This window comes from Microbacterium kribbense (assembly GCF_039537285.1).
In the GTDB taxonomy this organism is placed as follows: Bacteria; Actinomycetota; Actinomycetes; order Actinomycetales; family Microbacteriaceae; genus Microbacterium; species Microbacterium kribbense.
Window position 1 is genome coordinate 21,676 of sequence record NZ_BAABAF010000006.1, and the last position, 20,240, is coordinate 41,915.

General features: G+C 67.3%; 20 protein-coding genes and 1 tRNA gene. 12 read left to right on the plus strand and 9 right to left on the minus strand.

Translation table 11 applies throughout. The annotated features are described in order from the left end of the window. Positions 1-3: 3 nt before the first annotated feature. Entirely contained in the window at positions 4-939 is a 936-nt protein-coding gene (locus ABD705_RS08355; protein WP_344782482.1) for a sugar-binding transcriptional regulator, read from the minus strand. 112 nt (positions 940-1,051) lie between these two features. Here ABD705_RS08355 and ABD705_RS08360 point away from each other — a divergent pair, with 112 nt between their 5' ends. From ABD705_RS08360 to ABD705_RS08395, 8 genes are all read left to right on the plus strand, one after another. After that, positions 1,052-2,434: an ABC transporter substrate-binding protein gene (locus tag ABD705_RS08360; protein ID WP_344782484.1), complete on the plus strand. Its 1,383-nt coding sequence runs from the start codon at positions 1,052-1,054 to the stop codon at positions 2,432-2,434. Positions 2,435-2,492: 58 nt separating this feature from the next. Continuing rightward, positions 2,493-3,350, plus strand: a complete 858-nt coding sequence (locus ABD705_RS08365) for a carbohydrate ABC transporter permease (RefSeq protein ID WP_344782486.1) — start codon at positions 2,493-2,495, stop codon at positions 3,348-3,350. A 5-nt stretch (positions 3,351-3,355) separates the two neighbouring features. Beyond that, entirely contained in the window at positions 3,356-4,243 is an 888-nt protein-coding gene (locus tag ABD705_RS08370; RefSeq protein ID WP_344782880.1) for a carbohydrate ABC transporter permease, read from the plus strand. A gap of 24 nt (positions 4,244-4,267) precedes the next feature. Next, positions 4,268-5,320 carry an NAD(P)-dependent alcohol dehydrogenase gene (locus ABD705_RS08375; RefSeq protein WP_344782488.1) on the plus strand — a complete coding sequence of 351 codons (1,053 nt, stop codon included), beginning with the start codon at positions 4,268-4,270 and terminating at the stop codon, positions 5,318-5,320. Position 5,321: 1 nt separating this feature from the next. After that, positions 5,322-6,035 (plus strand): HAD-IA family hydrolase, encoded by a 714-nt coding sequence (locus tag ABD705_RS08380; RefSeq protein ID WP_344782490.1) that lies wholly within the window; start codon positions 5,322-5,324, stop codon positions 6,033-6,035. A gap of 45 nt (positions 6,036-6,080) precedes the next feature. Further along, entirely contained in the window at positions 6,081-6,779 is a 699-nt protein-coding gene (locus tag ABD705_RS08385) for an L-ribulose-5-phosphate 4-epimerase (RefSeq protein WP_344782492.1), read from the plus strand. After that, on the plus strand, positions 6,776-8,386 hold the full coding sequence (locus ABD705_RS08390) for a xylulokinase (RefSeq protein WP_344782494.1): 1,611 nt from the start codon (positions 6,776-6,778) through the stop codon (positions 8,384-8,386). The genes ABD705_RS08385 and ABD705_RS08390 overlap by 4 nt, the downstream gene beginning before the upstream one ends. A gap of 73 nt (positions 8,387-8,459) precedes the next feature. Continuing rightward, positions 8,460-9,506, plus strand: coding sequence for an NAD(P)H-dependent flavin oxidoreductase (locus ABD705_RS08395; protein WP_344782496.1), 1,047 nt, complete (start codon positions 8,460-8,462; stop codon positions 9,504-9,506). Between the two features lie 72 nt (positions 9,507-9,578). Here ABD705_RS08395 and ABD705_RS08400 read toward each other — a convergent pair whose 3' ends face one another. Further along, positions 9,579-10,160, minus strand: coding sequence for a DnaJ family domain-containing protein (locus ABD705_RS08400; RefSeq protein ID WP_344782498.1), 582 nt, complete (start codon positions 10,158-10,160; stop codon positions 9,579-9,581). 142 nt (positions 10,161-10,302) lie between these two features. Here ABD705_RS08400 and ABD705_RS08405 point away from each other — a divergent pair, with 142 nt between their 5' ends. After that, positions 10,303-11,253, plus strand: a complete 951-nt coding sequence (locus tag ABD705_RS08405; RefSeq protein WP_344782500.1) for an aldose 1-epimerase family protein — start codon at positions 10,303-10,305, stop codon at positions 11,251-11,253. A gap of 58 nt (positions 11,254-11,311) precedes the next feature. Here the strand turns inward: ABD705_RS08405 and ABD705_RS08410 are convergent, their stop codons facing one another. After that, complete coding sequence (locus ABD705_RS08410; RefSeq protein WP_344782502.1) at positions 11,312-11,797, minus strand: Lrp/AsnC family transcriptional regulator; 486 nt, start codon at positions 11,795-11,797, stop codon at positions 11,312-11,314. 124 nt (positions 11,798-11,921) lie between these two features. Here ABD705_RS08410 and ABD705_RS08415 point away from each other — a divergent pair, with 124 nt between their 5' ends. The 3 genes from ABD705_RS08415 (at position 11,922) to ABD705_RS08425 (ending at position 14,051) form a co-directional block, all read left to right on the plus strand. Next, entirely contained in the window at positions 11,922-13,145 is a 1,224-nt protein-coding gene (locus ABD705_RS08415) for an NAD(P)/FAD-dependent oxidoreductase (RefSeq protein WP_344782504.1), read from the plus strand. A gap of 82 nt (positions 13,146-13,227) precedes the next feature. Continuing rightward, positions 13,228-13,902: an asparagine synthase gene (locus tag ABD705_RS08420; protein ID WP_344782506.1), complete on the plus strand. Its 675-nt coding sequence runs from the start codon at positions 13,228-13,230 to the stop codon at positions 13,900-13,902. A gap of 76 nt (positions 13,903-13,978) precedes the next feature. Then, positions 13,979-14,051: transfer RNA gene (locus tag ABD705_RS08425), tRNA-Arg, on the plus strand. A gap of 59 nt (positions 14,052-14,110) precedes the next feature. Here the strand turns inward: ABD705_RS08425 and ABD705_RS08430 are convergent. The 6 genes from ABD705_RS08430 to ABD705_RS08455 all read right to left on the minus strand — a co-directional run bounded on the left by ABD705_RS08430 (position 14,111) and on the right by ABD705_RS08455 (position 20,218). Next, a complete protein-coding gene (locus ABD705_RS08430) occupies positions 14,111-14,770 on the minus strand; it encodes a DUF1254 domain-containing protein (protein ID WP_344782508.1) in 660 nt (219 codons plus the stop codon). Next, positions 14,767-15,375 carry a DUF1214 domain-containing protein gene (locus tag ABD705_RS08435; protein ID WP_344782510.1) on the minus strand — a complete coding sequence of 203 codons (609 nt, stop codon included), beginning with the start codon at positions 15,373-15,375 and terminating at the stop codon, positions 14,767-14,769. Before ABD705_RS08435 ends, ABD705_RS08430 begins: the two co-directional genes overlap by 4 nt. A 27-nt stretch (positions 15,376-15,402) precedes the next feature. Then, complete coding sequence (locus tag ABD705_RS08440; protein WP_344782512.1) at positions 15,403-16,245, minus strand: NAD-dependent epimerase/dehydratase family protein; 843 nt, start codon at positions 16,243-16,245, stop codon at positions 15,403-15,405. Positions 16,246-16,263: 18 nt separating this feature from the next. Further along, positions 16,264-17,343: a type I restriction endonuclease gene (locus ABD705_RS08445; protein ID WP_344782514.1), complete on the minus strand. Its 1,080-nt coding sequence runs from the start codon at positions 17,341-17,343 to the stop codon at positions 16,264-16,266. 190 nt (positions 17,344-17,533) lie between these two features. Further along, positions 17,534-19,624, minus strand: a complete 2,091-nt coding sequence (locus ABD705_RS08450; RefSeq protein ID WP_344782516.1) for a prolyl oligopeptidase family serine peptidase — start codon at positions 19,622-19,624, stop codon at positions 17,534-17,536. A 156-nt stretch (positions 19,625-19,780) separates the two neighbouring features. Next, a complete protein-coding gene (locus tag ABD705_RS08455) occupies positions 19,781-20,218 on the minus strand; it encodes a MarR family winged helix-turn-helix transcriptional regulator (protein ID WP_344782518.1) in 438 nt (145 codons plus the stop codon). Positions 20,219-20,240 lie beyond the last annotated feature (22 nt).

Genomic DNA, 20,240 nt, shown 5'->3' on the forward strand with positions numbered 1-20,240 from the left:
GGATCACATGTTATCCAGGACCGCACGCGCGGTCGTGATATCGGTGACGACCGTGTTGACCAGGCCCGAGCGCAGAGTCGCCAGCAGGGCGCGCTCTTTGCCGGGACCGCCCCCAAGGCCGATCGTGGTTGGCACGGAGGACAGTTGGGTACTGGTGATGCCTACGAATCGGTCCTGATATCCGTCGATCTCGTGCCCGTCGCCATCAAGCAGAGTGCATCCGATCTCGGCGACCACTCCTCGTCCCAGCAATCCGTCGAGTTCGCCCATCGTCGCGAACTGGCGCGCCAAGAGCGAGCTGTCCGGCCATCCGCCCACGGTCAGGACGGCGCGGTCCAGATAGTCCATGCGGTGCAAGGCGCTGCGGATGGCGGGTTGCGCTGTGATTGCACGTCGAGAATCCGAGTCGGTGGTGACCAACGGCGCGTGCACGGGGAACAGTCTGCCTCCAGATGCTTCGCTCAGCTTCATCAGCGCTCGCAGGTCGCCCACCGGATCGTCCGAGGCGACGCCGGTCAACTGCACGATGTCGCAGGCAGCGAGGGTAGTGAGATGACCGGCCGTCTCGAGGATGGTTCGGCCGGGGCCGACGCCAACGACATCGTCGTCCGCGATGATCGCACGGAGCAGATTGGCGGCGACCTGTCCGATCGCCGCGCGGACGGTCTGTTCGTCCGCCGACGGCGGCACGGCCACAATCGCGTCATCCAGCGCGAAGGCCCGCTGGAGCAGGGCCGACACCTCCAGGTCGACGGGTTCGGGAAGGTGGGTCACCACTTCGACAAGGCCGGCATGCCGTGCGCGATCAATCATCCGGCTAATTGTGAAGCGCGACACACCGAGCTCAGACGCGAGTTCCAGCATCGGCGTTCCGTACTGCAGATGCTGCACGGCGACATAGGCACAGCGAAGCTGAGTGGGGAGAGGTATCTCGCTCATATGTGCAGCATAGAGTAACTTTCGTTCAGATCTCGTAGTGTCTGGTCGTGCCCCTCGGCCAATCTGCCGGCGGCGTATCCGAGTTCAACATTCGTGTTCAAAGGAGTTCCGTATGCATTCATCTCGTCGGAGGCCGCGCCTGCGGCGCGCGATCCTTGTGGGTGTCGCAACAGCGGCAGCCGTCACCATGGTGGCTGGATGCGCGCAGGGCAGCGGTCCGGAAGACACGTCATCGTCGGTCAAGTCGTTTGATTGGCAGAACTACAAGGGCACGACGATCAACGTCCTGATGAGCCAGCACCCGCTGTCAGATTCGGTCAAGCAAGACTTGAGCGACTTTGAGAAAAAGACGGGTGTCAAGGTGAACGTCGAGACACTTACCGAGACTGACTACATGGTCAAACTCGTCACCGAACTGCAATCACAGTCGGGCTCATACGACGTCTTCATGACGTCCCAGCCGATGAACTATCAGTATGCCGCCGCAGGTTGGATCGAAGATCTGCAGCCGTGGGTCGACGACGCCAAGCAGACGGCGCCCGATTGGGATTTCAAGGACTTCTTCCCCGCACTGATCGATGCAGAGCGCTGGGACACGACGGACTTCGCCGGTGCAGGCAAGGGGGGAACGTGGGCCATTCCCGCGAATGAAGAGGGCTATGCGCTGTTCTATCGCAAGGACATTCTGGCAGCGCACGGCATGGCAGTGCCTCAGACCATCGATGAGTTGATCGCGGACGCAAAGCAGTTGAACGGCACGGAGTTCGACGGCAAGAAGATCTCGGGCTTCGTTAGTCGCGGGGACAAGACCTATCCGACGCTCAACCCTTTCTCCACTTTCGCTGGCGCATATGGCGTCAAAGACTTCACCGACGGCAAAGCCACGGTCAACTCGCCGCAGGGGGTCGAGGCGGTGGAGAAGTGGGTCGACCTCATGAAGACCGGTCCCAAGGCCGCCAGCAGCTATACCTGGTACGAGGCCCAGCAGGACTTCCTCGCCGGCAACGTCGCGTTCTACATTGATGCGGACCACATGGCTCCTGACTTCGAGAAGGCCGGCAGTGCCATCGCAGGCAAGGTGGGCTATGCACTACCGCCCGAGGGGCCGGAGGGTCGTGCATCGAGCATGTGGGTGTGGTCGCTAGGAATGAATGCTGCGTCGAAGCATAAGGGCGCCGCATGGCAGTTCATTCAGTGGGCAACCTCTAAGGAACAACTCACGGCAGCCATTTCAAACGGCAACATGAACCCGACTCGCCTCTCGGTGGCCGACAGCCCCGAGATGGCGAAGGCCACCGAGGGTTGGGGAGACTACAACAAGGTGTGGAAGGAAATCCTCTCCAAATACGCCCGCTGGATGTATTCGCCTTCTGCCACGTGGACCGAGGCCGGTGACATCTGGGCTACTGCGATCCAGTCGGCATTGCTCGGCCAGCAGAGCGTCCAGTCGGCACTGGACGATGCCGCTAAAAAGATCGACGCGGCGATCAAGTAGGACGCTGTGGGCCGGCGGCAGTGTTCGCCGGCCCACTTCCGACTCAGAAGGCTCTCCGATGAAACACAAGCCATCTCTCCCATATCTGCTCCTGTTGCCGGGGCTCGCTGTCCTGGTGGCGATTCTCTACCCATTCATCACGGGCGCCTGGTGGTCGTTCACGTCGTACCGCCTGAACCGTGGCGCGCCCAAGTTCAACTGGGGACAGAACTTCGTCGACCTGTTCACGACCGGCGCTGGTTTGCATGCTATTTGGATCACGCTGCTGTACGCGGTGACTGTTGTGGTCATCGAATGTGTGGTGGGGATCGGACTGGCGATCTTACTCAACCAAGGCCGATACGGAAACGTCTTCCGCGTCTTGATCGTTCTGCCGCTATTGCTTCCGCCAGTTATTGCTGCACTGATGTGGAAAGTCATGCTGACCGACAACGGCGTCGTGAACTGGCTTTTGCAGGCAGTTGGGCAGAACAAGCTGCTTTGGCTCAATGGGCCAGACAGCGCGCTATGGTCCGTCGTGCTGATCGATGTGTGGATCTTCACTCCCTTCGTTGTCCTGCTCGCCCAGGCGGGGTTGAAGAGCGTGCCGGCGGAACTTCGTGAAGCAGCGGCAGTCGACGGCGCCGGGCCGATTCGGAACTTCGTCTCCGTTACTCTGCCGATGCTGATGCCGGTTCTCGTCGTGATCATCACATTCCGCGGAATCGACTCGCTCAAGATGTTCGACATCATCTACACGACCACCAAGGGAGGGCCGGTCGATGCCACAACCAACTTGCACGTACTGGCCTACCTGGAAGGTATCCGAAACCTGAACTTCGGAACGGCAATGGCTGCGTTGATCGTGCTTTGGTTGCTGTGTTATCTGATTTCCTATTTCTTGCTGAAGGCCCGCCGCAAGGAGGCGATGTCGTGACCGCTATGACCACTCAGGACGCGGCTGTGCGACTGCGTGATCGCGTCGACCGGCCAGTGCGGCTCCGTCAGCGTCGTCATGCAGGCAAACACACGGTCTACATCCTGCTGTTGACGGCGTGGACGATCTTCGCGTTGTCGCCGATCGTGTGGATCATGATGATGTCCCTGAAGACACCACAGGACATCATCTCTAATCCACCGAAGTTCGTGTTCTTGCCGACCATCGCCAACTATGTGAAGGTGTTTAGTGGACCGGAATTCTTGACCCCGTTCCTCAACTCCATCATCGTGACACTGGGCTCGTTGGCGCTGACTCTCGTTGTCGGCCTGCCCGCCGCTTATGCGCTTGCACGATTCACTTTTCGGGGGCGCGAGAGCATCGCATTCAGCCTCTTGTCGCTTCGATTCGCCCCCGAACTGCTGATCATCCTCCCGCTCTATTTGATCTTTCAGAAGACGGGGCTGTCGGACAGCTACATCGGCCTGATCCTCGCTTATCAGATCGTTACGCTGCCGATGCTCGTATGGATGCTCCGCTCCTTCATTGAGGATCTACCCCCGGAACTCGAGGAGGCCGTTGCCGTCGATGGTGGCAATCGGTGGACGGCATTCCGGCACGTCTTGTTCCGGCTAATCGCACCCGGACTCGGAGCGAGCCTGATGCTGTCATTCATCTGGGCGTGGAACAGTTACACGTTGCCGCTGGTGCTCAGCGGAAAGAACACCCAGGTCATAACCACCGGGATCCAGCAGTACATCTCGTATCAGTCGATTGACTGGGGGCCCATGGCGGCTGCGACCGTCGTATCGATGGTTCCCGGAATTCTGTTTGCAATATTCTCGCTGCGCTGGATCGTCGGCGGCCTGACAGCGGGAACGGTCAAGGGCTAGTTCGCCCGAACGAAAGGAATGGACATGTCTCTGCCTGAGATGATGGCTGCGAGCGTATTGTCAGCGCCACGTACGATCGAGTTGAAGCAGGTCCCGGTGCCGCAGCCAGGCCCCGGGCAGGTGCTCGTCCGTGTGACTGCCGTGGGCGTGTGCGGTTCGGACACTCACTTTTATGAGACCGGCCATGTCGGCGATATCGTGGTGCAGGGGCCGCTGCTGCTCGGCCACGAAACCGCTGGAGTGATCGCGGCGGTGGGGGACGGTGTCCCGTCGGAACGCATCGGTACTCGCGTCGCTGTCGAACCGCAGACACCTTGTCGCTCATGTGAGTTCTGCAAGAGCGGTCGCTACCATCTATGCCGCAAGATCCGCTTCTACGGCGCCTGGCCGGTGGATGGGTCGTTTGCCGAGTATGCGCTGGTCGACGACGACTTCGCGTATGCGATCCCGGACTCTATGAGCGACGAGGCGGCGGCCCTGGTGGAACCGGTGTCGGTGGCTGTCCACGCTGCCCGGCGAGCTGGGGTGACTGCGGGAGCGAAGGTGCTGATCACCGGTGCCGGCCCCATCGGCATCCTGAATCTTGAGGTTGCGCGCGCGTTTGGCGCGACCGAGGTCGTCATCAGCGACCCGATTCCACACCGGCGCGAATTCGCACTTGCGCACGGTGCGACGGTCGCACTTGATCCGGCAGCCTCGGACCTGAGCGCGTATGACGAGCATTTCGACATCTACATCGACGCGTCCGCGCACGCGGGTGCGATCGGCTCGGCATTTCCTGCGATCAAGCGCGGTGGCATCGCCGTCTTGGTCGGAATGGGTGGTGATGAGTTGACCATTCCTATCGCGATGATCCAGCATCGCGAAATCACGCTCACTGGAACCTTCCGATACGTGAACACCTGGCCGACCGCGATCGACCTCATTTCAACCGGGCGGATCGATGTCTCTGACATCGTCACCGGGAGATATGGATTAGAGGACGTCGAAGGTGCGCTGATGAAGGCACAGACAGATCCTCTGGCGATCAAGACGATGATCGTCCCGGCTCTCACGCCGACCAGTTCTGCGGGCTGACGTGGCGCAGCTGAGCGTCGCACCGCCGACGGGGGTGCGTCGGCGGTGGTTTGTCTCCGAAGTCCTGTTCGACATGGATGGGACCCTGGTCGACTCGATCAACGCCGTCGAGTCGTCGTGGGCGGTGTGGGCGCGCGAGGAAGGGATCGATCTCGGTCTGGTACGGAAGTTTCACGGTCGTACCGCGGAAGATCTCATCGCGGATCTCGTCGCACCGCATCGCAGTGGCGCGGCCGCGCGGCGGCTCACCGAGATCGAGACAGAGATCTCTGTACCGATTCCACTCAAGCCCGGGGCCCGGAGTTTGGTCGAAAGCATCCCGGCGGATCGCTGGGCGATCGTCACGTCTGCCGCCGGCCCGGTGGCGCGTGCGCGGATCGCAGCCAGCGCACTTCCCACGCCGAGTCTGCTGATCACTGCCGACGATGTTGACTTTGGCAAGCCCGATCCGGAGCCGTTCCGCCGGGCGCAGCGTTGGGGCATCGGCACAGAGCGCGCGCTGGCATTTGAGGACACGGCTTCTGGTCTCGACTCGGCATCGGCGGCGGGCTGTATCGCGGTGGGGGTTGTCGGGACTGAGAATGTCGAGCAGCTGCGCGGGCACGCCGATGCCCTGGTTGCATCGCTGGAGGACGTGTCGGTCATGGTGGCGGACGACGGTAGGCTCCAGGTCGAGATCGTCCTGCTTCAGGAGCCCGAGGGTACTGGCGGCTAGGCGCATGGGCGAGGCCGGATGAGACGAGCAGATGGAGGAAACGTGATGGATGTCGAAGCCCTGATCACCGAGGTGCGCCAAGTGGTCTCGCGCCTGCACGGCGAATTGGTGCGCTACGGGTTGGTCGCGTGGACAGGCGGCAACGTCTCGGGGCGCGTGCCCGGGGCGGATTTGTTCGTCATCAAGCCGTCCGGTGTCTCCTACGACGACCTTGCGCCGGGGAACATGGTGGTCTGCGGCCTTGACGGCAAAGTGGTCGCCGGCAGCCCAGGCAGCGACCGGAGTCCGTCCAGTGACACCGCCGCTCACGCATACGTCTATCGCCACATGCCTGAGGTCGGCGGTATCGTCCACACCCATTCGCCCTATGCGGTGGCGTGGGCCAGCCGAGGGGAGGAGATTCCCTGCGTCATCACTGCGATGGCAGACGAGTTCGGCGGCCCGATCCCGGTGGGGCCGCTTGCCGTTATCGGTGACGAGTCGATCGGTCGCGGAATCGTGCAGACACTGCGCGGGCATCGATCTCGCGCGGTCCTGATGCAGAACCACGGGCCCTTCACGATCGGCGTGAACGCGACGGATGCGGTAAAGGCGGCAGTCATGCTCGAGGATGTCGCCCGAACCGTGCACATCGCCCGGCAGGGCGGAAAGGTTCTCCCGATTCCGCGGGATCTGATCGACCGGCTCTACGAGCGCTATCAGAATGTCTATGGGCAGATCGATGAGGCCCAGAGGATGTCATGATCACTCCGGACGAAGGTACAGCGCTGATCGTCGCGGGCAACGCGGTGTTGGGTGTGGAGTTGGGGTCGACCCGCATCAAGGCATGTCTGATCGGCGAAAATCCGGCCGATGTGCTTGCGGTGGGAGAGCACGCTTGGGAGAGCGCATTCGTCGACGGTCGCTGGACATATCCGCTGGATGAGGTGTGGTCTGGTGTGCAGTCGGCGTATCGGAATCTCGCCGATTGCGTCCGGGAGTCCTTCGGCGTCGAGATCCGTCGGTTGCGTGCACTCGGCATCTCCGCCATGATGCACGGCTATCTCGCGTTCGATGCCTCCGGCGAGCCACTCGTACCGTTTCGAACGTGGCGGAATACGTCCACCGGGCCGGCTTCGGCAGCGCTTACCGCGTTGTTCGGTCAGAACATCCCGCTTCGATGGTCGGTGGCGCACCTGCAGCAGGCGGTTCTTGATCACGAGCCGCATGTCCCGCAGATCGACTTTCTGACCACGCTCGCCGGATATGTCCACTGGCGGCTCACCGGCCGTCGGGTGCTGGGGGTGGGCGATGCCTCGGGCATGTTTCCCATCGACGCCGCGACCGGCAGTTACGACCGGGAGCTCGTCGCGCGCTACGACCGGTTCGTTGCGGCCGACGTGCCCGGTCTGCGGCTGCGAACGCTGCTGCCGGACGTGCTTCCTGCCGGCATGCCCGCCGGTGAACTCACCGTCGGCGGTGCAGCGCTGCTGGACCCGGCCGGCAGGCTACTGCCAGGCGTGCCACTGTGTCCGCCCGAGGGAGATGCGGGGACCGGGATGGTCGCCACGGGCGCAATCGCGCCTAGGACGGGCAACGTCAGCGCAGGCACGAGCATCTTCGCGATGGTCGTGTTGGAGCGACCGTTGCAGCGGGTGCACCGCGAAATCGACGTGGTCACCACGCCGGCGGGCAGTCCGGTCGCAATGGTGCACTGCAACAACGGGGCGAGCGAGCTGGCGGCGTGGGCTCGCGTGTTCGCGCGATTCGCGGCGGCAGCCGGTGCATTGCTTTCCTCGGACGAAGTCTTCGACGTGCTGTTCCACGAGGCGTTGACCGGCGACGCGGACGCCGGAGGGCTGCTCGCTTACAACTACCTTGCCGGAGAGACCATCACCGGCATCGACGCCGGTCGGCCGCTGTTCATTAGGACACCGGACAGCACGTTCACACTGGCGAACATGATGCGCGCGCAGCTGTACGGCGTTTTCGGCACCCTCGCCATGGGAATGCGTGCGCTCGCTTACGAGGGCGTTCGCCTGGACCGCATGTATGCCCACGGCGGGATGTTTCGGACGGCGGGGGTGGCCCAACGGTTCCTGGCGGCCGCGCTGGGTGCACCTGTGGCAGTCGGCGAGAGTGCGTCGGAGGGCGGGGCCTGGGGGATCGCGGTGCTGGCGGCCTACCTGTCCGAGTCGGCTGACATGGATCTGGCCCGATATCTCGCCGAGCGTGTGTTCGCAGATGCTCAGATCGATGTAGTCGCACCGTTGCCTGACGACGTCGCTGGATTTGGCGTCTACCTGCATCGATATCGGGCCGGATTGGCTGTCGAACATGCGGCTGTCGCGCACCTGACATCCGATCTGTGATCTTAATGGTTCGTCCGGCGGGTGCTCGGGTAGGGGTGGGCCGGCGCAGCGTCAGCGCGGTAGCGTCAGGACTATGGCAGATTCGCTTCGCGCGCTGTTCGGAATCGACCAGCCGATCATCCTGGGCCCGTTCGGCGGGCTGTCGTCCATCGAGCTGACCGCGGCCGTCAGCGATGCCGGAGGCCTGGGCTCCTACGGCCTGTACGGCTACTCGCCCGAACGCATCGGCGAGGTCGCCGCCGCGCTGCGCGGCGCGACCTCGCGCCCGTTCGCGCTGAACCTGTGGCTGCCCACGGGTGACGAGGTCACCCCCGACGACGCCGGCCTGGGCGGTGCGGCCGCCGCCGTCAAGCCCATCTTCGACGAGCTCGGGATGCCGCTGCCGCCGCTGCCCGAGCGGTTCCTCCCGCCGTTCGACGATCAGCTCGCCGCGGTGCTGGATGCCGCCCCCGCCGTGCTCAGCCTCGTCTACGGCACACCCTCGGGCGAGCTGATGGCCGCCGCGCACGAGCGGGGCATCCGCGTCACCGGCACCGTCACCACGGTCGCCGAGGCCGTCGCGATGGAAGCCGCGGGTGTCGACGCGATCGTCGCCAGCGGCGCCGAGGCGGCCGGCCATCGGGTGTCGTTCCTGGCCGAGCCGGAGGCATCCCTGGTCGGCACGTTCGCGCTGGTGCCCCAGGTCGTCGATGCCGTGCGCGTTCCGGTGATCGCCGCCGGCGGCGTCGCCGATCGGCGCGGTGTCGCGGCCGCCTTCGCCCTCGGCGCATCGGGAGTGCTGGCCGGCACCGCGTTCCTGCGCACCTGGCAGTCCGATGCCAGCGAGGCGCATCGGGCCGCGATCGGCGCGGCCACCGACGTCACCACGGTGCTCACGCGGGCGATGAGCGGACGGCTGGCCCGCGGCATCCCGAATCGTGCCGTCCGCGAGATCGAGTCACGCGGCGCGATCGCGCCGTTCCCGGCGCAGAACTGGCTGACCGGGCAGTTCCGCGCCGAGGCGCGCCGGCGCGGCATCGGCGAGTTCGCGTCGCTGTGGGCCGGTCAATCCGCCGCGCTGGCGCACCTGGACGACGCCGCCGAAGTGTTCGCCGAGCTGGCCGCCGGGCTGCCGGACTGACGCGTCGCTCGGCCGCCGGGCTACGGGGGTCACGTGCGGCCGGACCGACACGCCCGCTGGGCGACGGCCCGCTCAGCGGCGGCGGAATCGCCGGCGCTGCGGCACCGGCGGCGACTCCCCTGCAGCGGGCGCAGGCTCGCGGGCCGCGCGGCGCGCGCGCCACGCCCGCACCTCGGCCTCGGTGTCGTGGGTGGGCGTGACCACCGGGGGACCGCCCAGCAGCTGCCGGCGCGCGCTGATGACCCGGCGGTTGAAGTCCTCGACGTGCTCGCGCACGTCGGCCTCGCTGCGCAGCGCGTCGAGGGTGGCCTCGAACCGGGCGTGCTCGACCCGCAGGGTCAGCGCCGGCGGCCCGAGGCCGGTCAGCTGCTCGGTCTGGATCTTGCGGCGGATCCACCAGTCCGGATCGTGGTGATCGCCCAGGCCCTCCAGCGGCTTGCCGGCCCCGGGCAGGTCGTCGAAGTCGCCGCGGCGGATCGCCTGCTGCAGCGACGTCTCGACATAGGCCCAGCGCTGCGTCTCGGTCATTGCGCGCGGCGGCTCAGCAGGCTGCTCGGGCGCGCCGCGGAACAGCTCGGGGTGCTCGCGGCGGGCCTGCTCCTGCTCGCGCTCGAGGCGGTAGCGGGCGGCGGATTCACGTGGGTCGTCGGTCATCAGATGCTCCGGTGCGACGAGCCTACGTCGCCACGCCCTGTCCGGTACAGTGGGCGGAACCGGGCACCAGGGTAGACTCCCCGGGTGTGGCGTCGCGCGGCGACGCCGAACCCCCGACACCTCACCCTTCAGGGACTTTGCCATGGCACGTACCCCCCTTTCCGGCATTCAGCACGCCCTGCGCGCGGGCGACTACGAGGCAGTGGTCGCCAGTGTCGGCTCGTCGCTGCGCTCTCTCACCTTCGAGGGGCGCGATCTGATCCTGCCGTTCGACGCCGACGAGGTGCGGCCCGGTCATCGCGGCGCGACGCTGGCGCCCTGGCCGAACCGCGTGGTCGACGGGAAGTACTCGGTCGATGGCGTCGACTACCAGGTGCCGCTGACCGAGCCCGCCCGTGGGCACGCGCTGCACGGACTGGCCTCCTGGCTGGACTACCAGCCGGTGGACAAGGGCGCCAGCCACGTGACGCTGGAGGGTGTCATCGAGGCGCAGAAGGGCTATCCGTGGCGCGTGGTCGTGCGCAGCGCGTATGCACTGGATGCCGACGGGCTGACGCAGACCGTGACCGCGGTGAACGAGTCCGAGCATCCCGCCCCCTGGGGCACCGCCGCGCACCCCTATCTGGTCGCCGGCGCCGGTCACGCCGACGATTGGACGCTGCAGCTGCCCGCCGCACAGGTGCTGCGGGTGGCGACCGAGCGGATGCTCCCGGACGGACTCGCGCCGGTGGACACCGACGCGGCGCGCTTCGACTACCGCTCCGCGCACCGGATCGGCGCCGCCGTGCTCGACCACGCGTTCACCGGCCTCGCCACGGGTAAGGACGGCCAGGTCGCGGCACGGCTGACCGATGCGGCCGGTTCGGGCGTCGAGATGGTCTGGGATGCCGCGTGCCCGTGGGTGCAGGTGTTCACCTCCGACCAGCCCGGCGGCGCGGCCGACCCCGCGCACCGGGCCGCTGTGGCCGTGGAGCCGATGACCTGCGCGCCGGATGCGTTCAACGCCGCCGCCTACCCCTATGACACCGGCCTGATCGTGCTGGAGCCGGGCGAGTCGGCCACCGCCGCCTGGCGGATCGCCGCGATCGGCTGACATCGCTCTGACGAGACCGGCCGCGGCGCCCGGTCCGGGTGCCCGATGGGGCACCCGGTCAGAGTGCGGTGCGGATGCCGGGCACGTGCTCGAAGATGATGCTGGTGTTGGTCGCGGCCACCTCTTCGCGCACGCTGAGCGTGTCGCCGACGAGGCGCCGCAGGCCGGCCGAATCGGCCACCGCGACGTGCACCAGGAAGTCGCGCTCGCCCGAGACGAAGTACACCCGGCGGGTGGCGGGCAGCTCGCTGAGGTAGCGCTGGAAGGCGCGCAGCCCGCCGCGGGCGTGGGCGTGCAGCCGAATCGCGATCAGCGCCTCGAGCTGCCGGCCGGTGGCGGCCGGGTCGATCTCGGCGTGGAAGCCCGTGATCACGCCCGTCGACACCAGTGCGCGCACCCGCGCGTGGCAGGTGGACGGGGCGATGCCGACCCGAGCCGCGAGCTCGCTGTTGGTCAGTCGGCCGTCCTGTGTCAGCTCGCGCAGGATCGCGTGGTCGGTGTCGTCGAGCACACGTGCGGCTGGGGGCATGGAGGATCTCGCCATTTCGTGAAGTATCTGCAGTCTACGGCATCCATTCTCGAATGATCTTCGTGAAGTGCACCCTGCAGACGAACCATCACCAGACTGGAGACGCGCAACGACGACGTCTGCGCAGAACGGGAATCTGATGTCGCACGCAATCGTCATCGGCGCAGGCATGGTCGGCCTGGCCACGGCTTGGCACCTGCAGGAGCGGGGCGTCGAGGTGACGGTCATCGACCGCACCGGTGTCGCCGCCGGCTCATCGTGGGGCAACGCCGGCTGGCTCACCCCGGGCATGGCGATGCCGCTGGCCGATCCGTCGATCTGGACGTACGGACCAGGAGCGCTGATCGATCCCGACGCGCCGCTGGCGGTGCCGCTGCGGGTGGACCCGAAGCTCTGGTCGTTTCTGCTGCGCTTCGCCGCCCACGGCACCCATCGCGCGTGGGACCGCACGATGGCGGCGCTGACGCCGATCGACGAGGTCGCACTCGACGCCTATGACGAGATCACCGGGGCGGGGGTGGATGCCTGGACCCGCGAGGGCCCGTTCGTCGTCGGGTTCGAGAAGGAGAAGCAGAGCGCGCCGTTTCTGCAGGAGCTGCGCGATGTGGCCCGGCACGGGCAGCACGTGCCGGTGGATCGGCTTGCCGACCCGCGTGAACTGGTGCCGCAGCTGTCGGAGAAGGTGACCTGCGTGTACCGGCTGGACGGGCAGCGGTTTCTCGAGCCCGGCCCGTTCGTCGAGGCGCTGGGCCGGGCGGTGGCCGCGCGCGGCGCACAGCTGCGGATGCCGGCGACCGTGACCGAGATCACGCCGGGCCCGCGCCCTGCCGTGACGCTGGCGGACGGCGAGCGGATCGAGGCTGACCACGTCGTCGTGGCCACCGGCGCCTGGCTGCCGGCGCTGGCGGGGCAGTTCGGAGTGCGGGTGCAGGTGCAGGCCGGCCGCGGCTATTCGTTCAGCGTCGCGCCCGAGCAGCCGGTGCGCTACCCGGTGTACTTCCCCGCCGAGCGGATCGCGTGCACGCCGTACCAGGGGCGGTTCCGGATCGCGGGCACGATGGAGTTCCGCAGCCCGGACGAATCCGCGCAGCCGCGCCGCATCGAGGCGATCGTGAAGGCCTCGCGCCGGCTGCTCGACGGCATGGACTTGGACCGGCGGCAGGACGAGTGGGTCGGCTCCCGGCCGGTGACACCCGACGGGCTGCCGCTGATCGGCGCGACCCGGGCACCCGACGTGTTCGTCGCCGGCGGCCACGGCATGTGGGGCATCGTGCTGGGGCCGGCGACCGGCAGGTTCCTCGCCGAGCGGATCGTGACCGGGCGCACGGCGCCCGAGATCGCGCCGTTCGACCCGCTGCGCTGACGGGGGTGCGCGCCCCGGCCGCGGTGCGCCGGGTTCGGCGGCTAATCTGTGTGGAGGACAACGGGCGGGCCGGGGAGATCGGGTGGCAGACACGATGCGTGGCGACCGGACCGACCGCACCCGCTCATGGCGCCGGCCGAAGCAGATGAAACTGGCCGACATGGTCGGCGAGGGCGTCTACGTCGCGTCGGCGGCGACCCGTCTGACGCTGAAGAACACGATCCTGGTCGAGATCCTCGCGCACGGCGAGGACTTCGCCGTGGAGCGGTTCCTGCCCGAAGCGCGCGATGTGCTGCTGAGTCTGGCGGACGAGGCGCAGGCCGATGCGGCGCGGGTCGAGTCGGAGCGCAAGCGCGCGAGCCGCCGGCACACCGACTCGTACGGCACGCACGATTATCGCAGCCGCGACGTGCGCAACCTGCGTCGGCGCCAGCGGCAGTCCGAGCAGGTGGCGCAGGTGCTGCGCGAGCGCGCCGAAGACCCCGAGGAGCTGCGCAAGCTCGTCGAGGATGCCCGCGAGGCGGCGTGGTCCGAGGTGGAGCGCAACATCGACAGCGCGCTGCGCATCGAGGCCGCCCGCCCCGACCTGGAGCCCGACTACGCCAAGCTGCGCGACGCGCGCATGCAGTCGCTGCGCCTGGTCGACCTGCCGCGCTTGGCTGCGCATCGGCGTCGCAACGCGCAGGGTGCCGCCGGTGAGCTCGCCGCCGCAGCGCCGGCGAAGCCGGGCCGGGCCGACCTGTCCGAACTCGAATAGTCCGGCATCCGGGTTCGATTAGCGGCGAGCCGGATCGTCGGATAACATTGACCCCTGTGCACGTTCGCGTGCGCGAGCGCCCGTAGCTCAATGGATAGAGCATCTGACTACGGATCAGAAGGTTGGGAGTTCGAGTCTCTTCGGGCGCACACTGTGTTGAGACAGTCCCGAAACGGCCCGCGGAAGCGGGCCGTTTCGCGTTTGCGGCTCAGCGCTGACGCAGCGGGCTCAGCCGCAGCTGCTGCGCCAGCGCGTACGCCTCCGCGAGATCGGCCTCATCGGCGGCGAAGACGCGGCCGATCACGAGAGCCTGGGTGCCCGGCGCTGCGATGCGGGTCATCCCGTCCGGCACGGTGCCGGTCCATCGCGGCCCGGTGAGCAGGTAGTCGCCGGCGGCGGAGCCGGTCGCGCGGGTGCCGACATAGGCGAAGTTCGCGCTCGTGGCCGGATCGGTCAGCTGCACGCTGTAATAGCGGCCGGTCAGCTCCGGCGTGTGCAGCACCTGGGCGCCCTCGCGCAGGTCGAGCCACCCCCCGACATAGAGCAGGTCCTCGGCGCCCGTGGCCATCAGCGACCCACCCGCAGAATCCGGAGTGGCGGTGCCAGGCACGGCATACAGCGTGTTGACCGGAATCGGGCCGCCGCCCAGCCCGCGCCTCAGGATCGCCCGCTTGAACCCGCCCACGGTGATCCGCGGCCAGAACCAGATGAACACCGCAGTGCCCACGACCCACACGATCACGCCGGCGACGACCAGGGGGATGACATCCTGCCGGCCGGTCTCGAGTCTGCGAGAGATCACCCAGGCAAAGATCAGCAGAATGATGATGACGATCGGGGTCGCGTATCTGAGGATGATCCGATTCATGCTCGCGTCTCCCGCACGACCGGCGGCACCTGGTAGCTGCCGTCGACGATCGCAGCACCCGGAAGATAGACGCGCAGCCACAGCGTGAACCGACCTGGCGGCACCAGCACCCAGTTGCGCTGGGCGGCCGCGGGTACCTGCCGTAGCAGATGGACGTCGACCGAACCGTCCGGATTCGCCTCCAGGTCGGACCGGCTGCCCACGGCGTAGCGGTGGGCGGCGTTGGGCTGCGAGTATCCGGTCGAGTCGGTCGGCGTCAGCGACCAGAACGCGCCGGTGGGGGGCAACTGACCGGCGGCGAAATGCAGCCGGTAGTCGGCGTCGCCGCGCAGCGCGCGCCCGGACCCGTCCGTGACGGCCGTGTAATACGCCGCCTCTTCCCACGAGTTCACCACCGGCAGCGCCTTCGCGCACGCTGCGCGGGCGAGCACGCCGTTGCCGGGCTTGCCGACCCGGACGATCGCACGCCAGCCGTTGACCCGGCGGGTCAGGGACCGGCCGGCCGCGTTCAGGATCAGGATCGTCGTCAGGAACGCGAACGTCGCGCCGATGATGACGCCCTGCACGACGCCGGACTGCGAGATCCACCCGAACACCCCGGTCATAGCGTCACAGTAGCCCGCGCATGGCCGTCACGTCCGGTCGCGCCAGGAATGCCGCGGCTCGAAGCCCAGCAGCCGCCGCGCCTTGTCGATCGACAGCAGCGTGTCGTGGTCGCCGAGCTCGCCGTGCACCGGCACGCCGGGGAACACCTGGGCGACCAGCTCCCGGTTCCCACGCGACATCACGGTGTCGGCCGCCGCGATGATGAACCGGTCGAATCCGGCCGGTGCGACCTCCAGCGCGCGCTCGATCGCCTGGGCGCCGTCGCGCGCGTCGATGTAGCCCCACAGGTTCCATTTGCGCAGCATCGGGTCGGCATCGAATGCCGGGAAAGTCGCATAGTCCTCGGGCCACATCACATTCGAGAAGCGCAGCGCCGTGATCGACAGGTCCGGGTACCACCGCACCAGCTCGGTCGCCAGCTGCTCCTCGAGCACCTTCACGATCGAGTAGACGCTCTCCGGGCGGGGCGGGTATTCCTCGTCGACCGGGATGTAGGGCGGCGGCACGTCGAACGGCAGACCGAGGACGGTCTCGCTGGACGCGTAGACGATGCGACGGATGCCGAGCCGCACCGCCGCCCAGAACACGTTGAACGTGCTCGGCATGTTGTTGTGGAACGTCGATACGTCGGTGCGGATGCCGGGGGCTGGAATGGCGCCCAGGTGCACGACCGCGTCGAATCCGGGCCCGCGGTCGATGCCGCCGAGCGCGTCGACGACCTGGCCGTAATCGGTCAGATCGACTTGCAGAAAGCCGGGACGGCGCTCGCCGACCCGATCGAGTCCGACGACATCATGGCCCGACGCCCGCAGCTCGCGGGCGACGACCGAGCCGAGTTTTCCGGAAGAGCCGGTCAGAGCGATGCGCATGTCACTACCCTGCCACGGTCAGGCGTATCGAGCCGCAGCGCTCCGGATGGACCCGGCGTGTGCGTAGATCTCGTCCAGGGCCTCGATGGGGTGCCGCGTCTCGTTCTTTTCCTCATCCAGGAGGCCGAGGTATTTTTGCTTCCCATTGAAATGCAGGCGTGCGATCGGCTGCCGATTGTTGTCGTCCAGGAGGACAGCGAAGTAACTCTTCGCGTCGCGCTGGGTGACTCGGCGAGAATCCACGACGGCGCATGCGATCGCTTTGACAATGCGAAATCCCTGCAGCTCCTCCATAGTGGTGACGATCTCTGGGTCTTGACTGAGGTCGTCCTCCGCAGCCTCGATGCTCGTGACGGGCGGTGTCTGGGGTGGGTGCTGGTCTCCTGCCGTCAGTGCGGCTTTGAGCCGTTCATTGACACGTTCTGATAGGAACTGACTTGTTGCCTTGGGCACGAGTGCGGTGAACTGCTGGCGAACCCGTTGCGTGTATGAACCCTCATAAACGCGGGTCGTGAAGAATTTCACCCACTCGTCGGATGGTGTTCGGAACTCGGCCGCGATCGCTCGCTTGAGCGCACCGACGTATTTGAGCTCCTCCGCAGCGGAGATGATCGACCCTAAGTCGAAGTTTGCTTTGCTCAGCTTCTGCAGTTCGGGGAGGACAGTTTCATCGACGTCACGGAGATCGAGAACGAGAAAGGGCTTCGCATCCATTCGGTTCGGCGCGTCCAGGTCGGTGTAGAACTGCCAGACGACTCCGTTGGTCAGCGCTGCGATCCGAGCGTTGGTGGCGGCGAAATAACGAAACAGCTGGGAGGCGTGCTCGATCTTCAAGCTCCCGAGTGATGCCTTGCACTCGATGAGGATCTGGATATCGCCGTCGTGGACGATCGCGTAGTCGACTTTCTCACCACGCTTGATGCCGACGTCCGCCGTGAACTCGGGTATCACCTCTGCCGGATTGAAAACGTCGTAGCCGAGGATCGACGATATGAACGGCATGACGAAGGCGTTCTTGGTTGCCTCTTCGGTCTCGACGGCAGCCGCCTGGCTGCTCACCTTCACAGCCAGCGCGTGCAGGCGCTCATCGAATTCCATGCCTTCTCCCCGTTGATTGGCGGTATGCGATTCCGAGCGTAGCGGAGGCTTGGGACACCGCGGGCTGGATCAGGGGTCCGGACGCGGGGGAGAGCGGCGTGACGGAACCGGTCGTGTTCTCGGGCACAAGGGTCCGATATTCTCAGGCCTCGCGTACGCGATCGACAACAGGGTGCGGCCGGTCGTCCGACTACCGGCCCGGCCGCCGCACCAGCACGTCGTCCAGGAACGCGTAGATCGTCGCCTGCAGCGCCGCCTTCGCGGCGTTGTCGATGGATGCCGCGTGCCCGCCGTCGTTCTGCTCCAGGTAGTGCACCTCGGCATCCGTCTCATCCATCAGCCGCGCGACCATCTTGCGCGCCTGCACCGGACCGACCCGGTCGTCGCTGGTCGCGGCGTAGAACAGGCTCGGGGGGTAGGTGCGACCGGGCTCGATCAGGTGGTACGGCGAGAACGTGCGGATGAACGCCCAGTCGTCCGGGTCGTCGGGATCGCCGTACTCGGCGATCCAGCTCGCCCCTGCCGACAGTCGGGTGTACCGGCGCATGTCCAGCAGCGGCACGCCGCACACCACAGCACCGAAGTCGTCGGGGAACCGCGTCAGCATGTTGCCGACCAGAAGCCCGCCGTTGCTGCCGCCGTGGCAGCCGATCCGGTTCGGCGTCGTCACGCCGCGGGCGACCAGGTCGCGCGCCACCGCGACGAAATCCTCATAGGCGCGGTGCCGCTTCTCGCGCAGCGCCGCCAGATGCCAGCCGGGCCCGAACTCGCCGCCACCGCGGATGTTCGCCACGACGTGCACGCGGCCGGGCTCCAGCCAGGCGGGGCCGAAGATCGTGGCGTACTCCGGCAGCCGCGAGACCTCGAAGCCGCCGTAGCCGCTGAGCACGACGGGGGCCGGGCCTTCGAGCGTGCGCGGCGCGATCTGGAAGTACGGGATGCGGGTGCCGTCGGCCGAGACGGCCCAGTGCTGCGTCGTGACGAGGCCCTCGGCGTCGAACACGGTGCGAGCGCGGTCGACGACGCGCGGCGCCGGGGCCGCGGCATCCGTCACGATCAGCATCTGCGGCGTGAGGAACCCGCGCGCGAGCAGCCACAGCTCGTCGTCCTCGTCGGCATCGGCGGTCGCGACGTCGACGGCCAGGATGTCATCGGTGGCCACGCCCGTGTGAAGCTCGGTCTGCGCCCACCCGTTCGCAGGGTCGAGAGAGAGGATGCGGCTGCGCACGTTCTCGAGCACGGTGAGCACGAGCCGGGTGCGAGTGAAGGTCCAGTCCTCCAGGACCGCGGTCGCGGTCGGCGTGAACACGGCCACCAGCTCCGCCCCGTCGCCGGCGGTGAGGGTGCGCAGCGGACCGACCAGCAGCGTCCCGCCGGGGTGGGTCATGCCGGCCACGGTCCACTCGGTGGTCGTGCGGACGGTGACCAGTTCGCCGTGCAGGTCGACGTGCGCGTCCTGGGGCGCATCGATGAGGACCGGATCGGGGACGGGCGCGGCGTCGGCCTGCGCGGCTGCGCCGTGGGGGTCGTGTTCGTGCGCCCACACCCGCACCTCGTCGTGGAAGAAGTCGTGCGCGATCACCGTCACCCCGGTCGAACGGCCGCCGGTGTGGTCCGCGCCGACGAACACGGCGACGTCGGACTCGGCCGCGTCGGTGACGACGGGGGCCTGCGCCAACTGAGAGCCACGACGCCAGAGGCGCGCACTGCGCGGATAGCCCGACGCCGTCTTCGCCCCGCCTTCGAGCGCACAGGAGATCAGCAGCGTGTCGGCGTCGAGCCAGGCGCCGCGCGACTTGTCGGCCTCGACGGTGAACGGGGCGTCGGCGACGAACCCGGCGGCGGCCAGATCGAACTCGCGGATGACGTGCGCATCGCCGCCGTCCGGGCTCAGCTGCACGAGCGCGCGCTGCGATCCGCGGGGGCCGTGCACCGCGCCGGCGAACGCCCACGGGATGCCGTCGGCGCGGCCCAGTTCGTCGATGTCGAGCAGCATCTGCCAGTCGGGCCGCCCGGCCAGGAACGACGCGCGCGTCGCCCGGCGCCACAGACCGCGCGGGTTGGCGGCATCCCGCCACAGGTCGTACATCCAGTCGCCGTGCCGGGCGGGCACGACCAGGCGATCGGGGTCGTCGAGGATGTCGCGCAGTCGCTGCGCCAGCGCGGGGGAGTCGTATGCGGCCTCGGTCTCGGCGGTGCGCGCCCGCACCCAGTCCAGCGCCGCCGGGTCGTGCACGGCTTCCAGCCACAGGTACGGGTCGTCGTCGAGAGGATCTGCCATCCGTTCAGCCTACGGGCGCGGTCGCGCTCGTCATCCGCCGTCGCAGTCCGTAGCCTGGACGGGTGAGCGCATACGTTTCGGCGTTCGAGCTGTTCTCTCCATCGGAGTAGGACCGCGGCGACCGCCATCACGGCCGCCCGGCTCGCGCTGCGGCGGTCAGCTGCCGCCGTGGCCGCGGAGCTTGTCGGTGAGCAGTTTCAGCCGGCTCAGCTCGGCGTCGTCGAGCCGGGCCATCCGCGTCGCGATCGAGCGGGCGTGCGAGGCGGCCAGGGCGCGGAACCGGGATGCCCCCTCCTCGGTCGCACGCACCAGAGCGCCGCGGCCGTCTTCGGGGTCGGGGAGCTTGTCGAGCAGCCCGGTCGCAGACATCCGCTCCACCAGACGTGAGACCGACGGCTGGCTGATCAGCATGTTGCCGGTGACGTCACGCAGCCGGGCCGTCATCTCGGGCGAGCGAGTGACGGTCAACAGCACGTCGTACTCGGCCTGGGTGAGTGGCGCCGACTCGAAATCGCCGCTGATCTCGTCGAACACCTCGTGCTGCGCGCGGAACAGACTCTCCCACGCGGCGACAGCGAGGCGACGGTCGATCATGGCTCCAGCGTATCGGCCCGCA

What these genes read in the sequence shown, in the direction of transcription:
- ABD705_RS08355 (WP_344782482.1), bottom strand. Translation starts at nt 939, where the DNA reads ATGAGCGAGATACCTCTCCCCACTCAGCTTCGCTGTGCCTATGTCGCC.
- ABD705_RS08360 (WP_344782484.1), top strand. Translation starts at nt 1,052, where the DNA reads ATGCATTCATCTCGTCGGAGGCCGCGCCTGCGGCGCGCGATCCTTGTG.
- ABD705_RS08365 (WP_344782486.1), top strand. Translation starts at nt 2,493, where the DNA reads ATGAAACACAAGCCATCTCTCCCATATCTGCTCCTGTTGCCGGGGCTC.
- ABD705_RS08370 (WP_344782880.1), top strand. Translation starts at nt 3,356, where the DNA reads ATGACCACTCAGGACGCGGCTGTGCGACTGCGTGATCGCGTCGACCGG.
- ABD705_RS08375 (WP_344782488.1), top strand. Translation starts at nt 4,268, where the DNA reads ATGTCTCTGCCTGAGATGATGGCTGCGAGCGTATTGTCAGCGCCACGT.
- ABD705_RS08385 (WP_344782492.1), top strand. Translation starts at nt 6,081, where the DNA reads ATGGATGTCGAAGCCCTGATCACCGAGGTGCGCCAAGTGGTCTCGCGC.
- ABD705_RS08390 (WP_344782494.1), top strand. Translation starts at nt 6,776, where the DNA reads ATGATCACTCCGGACGAAGGTACAGCGCTGATCGTCGCGGGCAACGCG.
- ABD705_RS08395 (WP_344782496.1), top strand. Translation starts at nt 8,460, where the DNA reads ATGGCAGATTCGCTTCGCGCGCTGTTCGGAATCGACCAGCCGATCATC.
- ABD705_RS08400 (WP_344782498.1), bottom strand. Translation starts at nt 10,160, where the DNA reads ATGACCGACGACCCACGTGAATCCGCCGCCCGCTACCGCCTCGAGCGC.
- ABD705_RS08405 (WP_344782500.1), top strand. Translation starts at nt 10,303, where the DNA reads ATGGCACGTACCCCCCTTTCCGGCATTCAGCACGCCCTGCGCGCGGGC.
- ABD705_RS08410 (WP_344782502.1), bottom strand. Translation starts at nt 11,797, where the DNA reads ATGGCGAGATCCTCCATGCCCCCAGCCGCACGTGTGCTCGACGACACC.
- ABD705_RS08415 (WP_344782504.1), top strand. Translation starts at nt 11,922, where the DNA reads ATGTCGCACGCAATCGTCATCGGCGCAGGCATGGTCGGCCTGGCCACG.
- ABD705_RS08430 (WP_344782508.1), bottom strand. Translation starts at nt 14,770, where the DNA reads ATGAATCGGATCATCCTCAGATACGCGACCCCGATCGTCATCATCATT.
- ABD705_RS08435 (WP_344782510.1), bottom strand. Translation starts at nt 15,375, where the DNA reads ATGACCGGGGTGTTCGGGTGGATCTCGCAGTCCGGCGTCGTGCAGGGC.
- ABD705_RS08440 (WP_344782512.1), bottom strand. Translation starts at nt 16,245, where the DNA reads ATGCGCATCGCTCTGACCGGCTCTTCCGGAAAACTCGGCTCGGTCGTC.
- ABD705_RS08445 (WP_344782514.1), bottom strand. Translation starts at nt 17,343, where the DNA reads ATGGAATTCGATGAGCGCCTGCACGCGCTGGCTGTGAAGGTGAGCAGC.
- ABD705_RS08450 (WP_344782516.1), bottom strand. Translation starts at nt 19,624, where the DNA reads ATGGCAGATCCTCTCGACGACGACCCGTACCTGTGGCTGGAAGCCGTG.
- ABD705_RS08455 (WP_344782518.1), bottom strand. Translation starts at nt 20,218, where the DNA reads ATGATCGACCGTCGCCTCGCTGTCGCCGCGTGGGAGAGTCTGTTCCGC.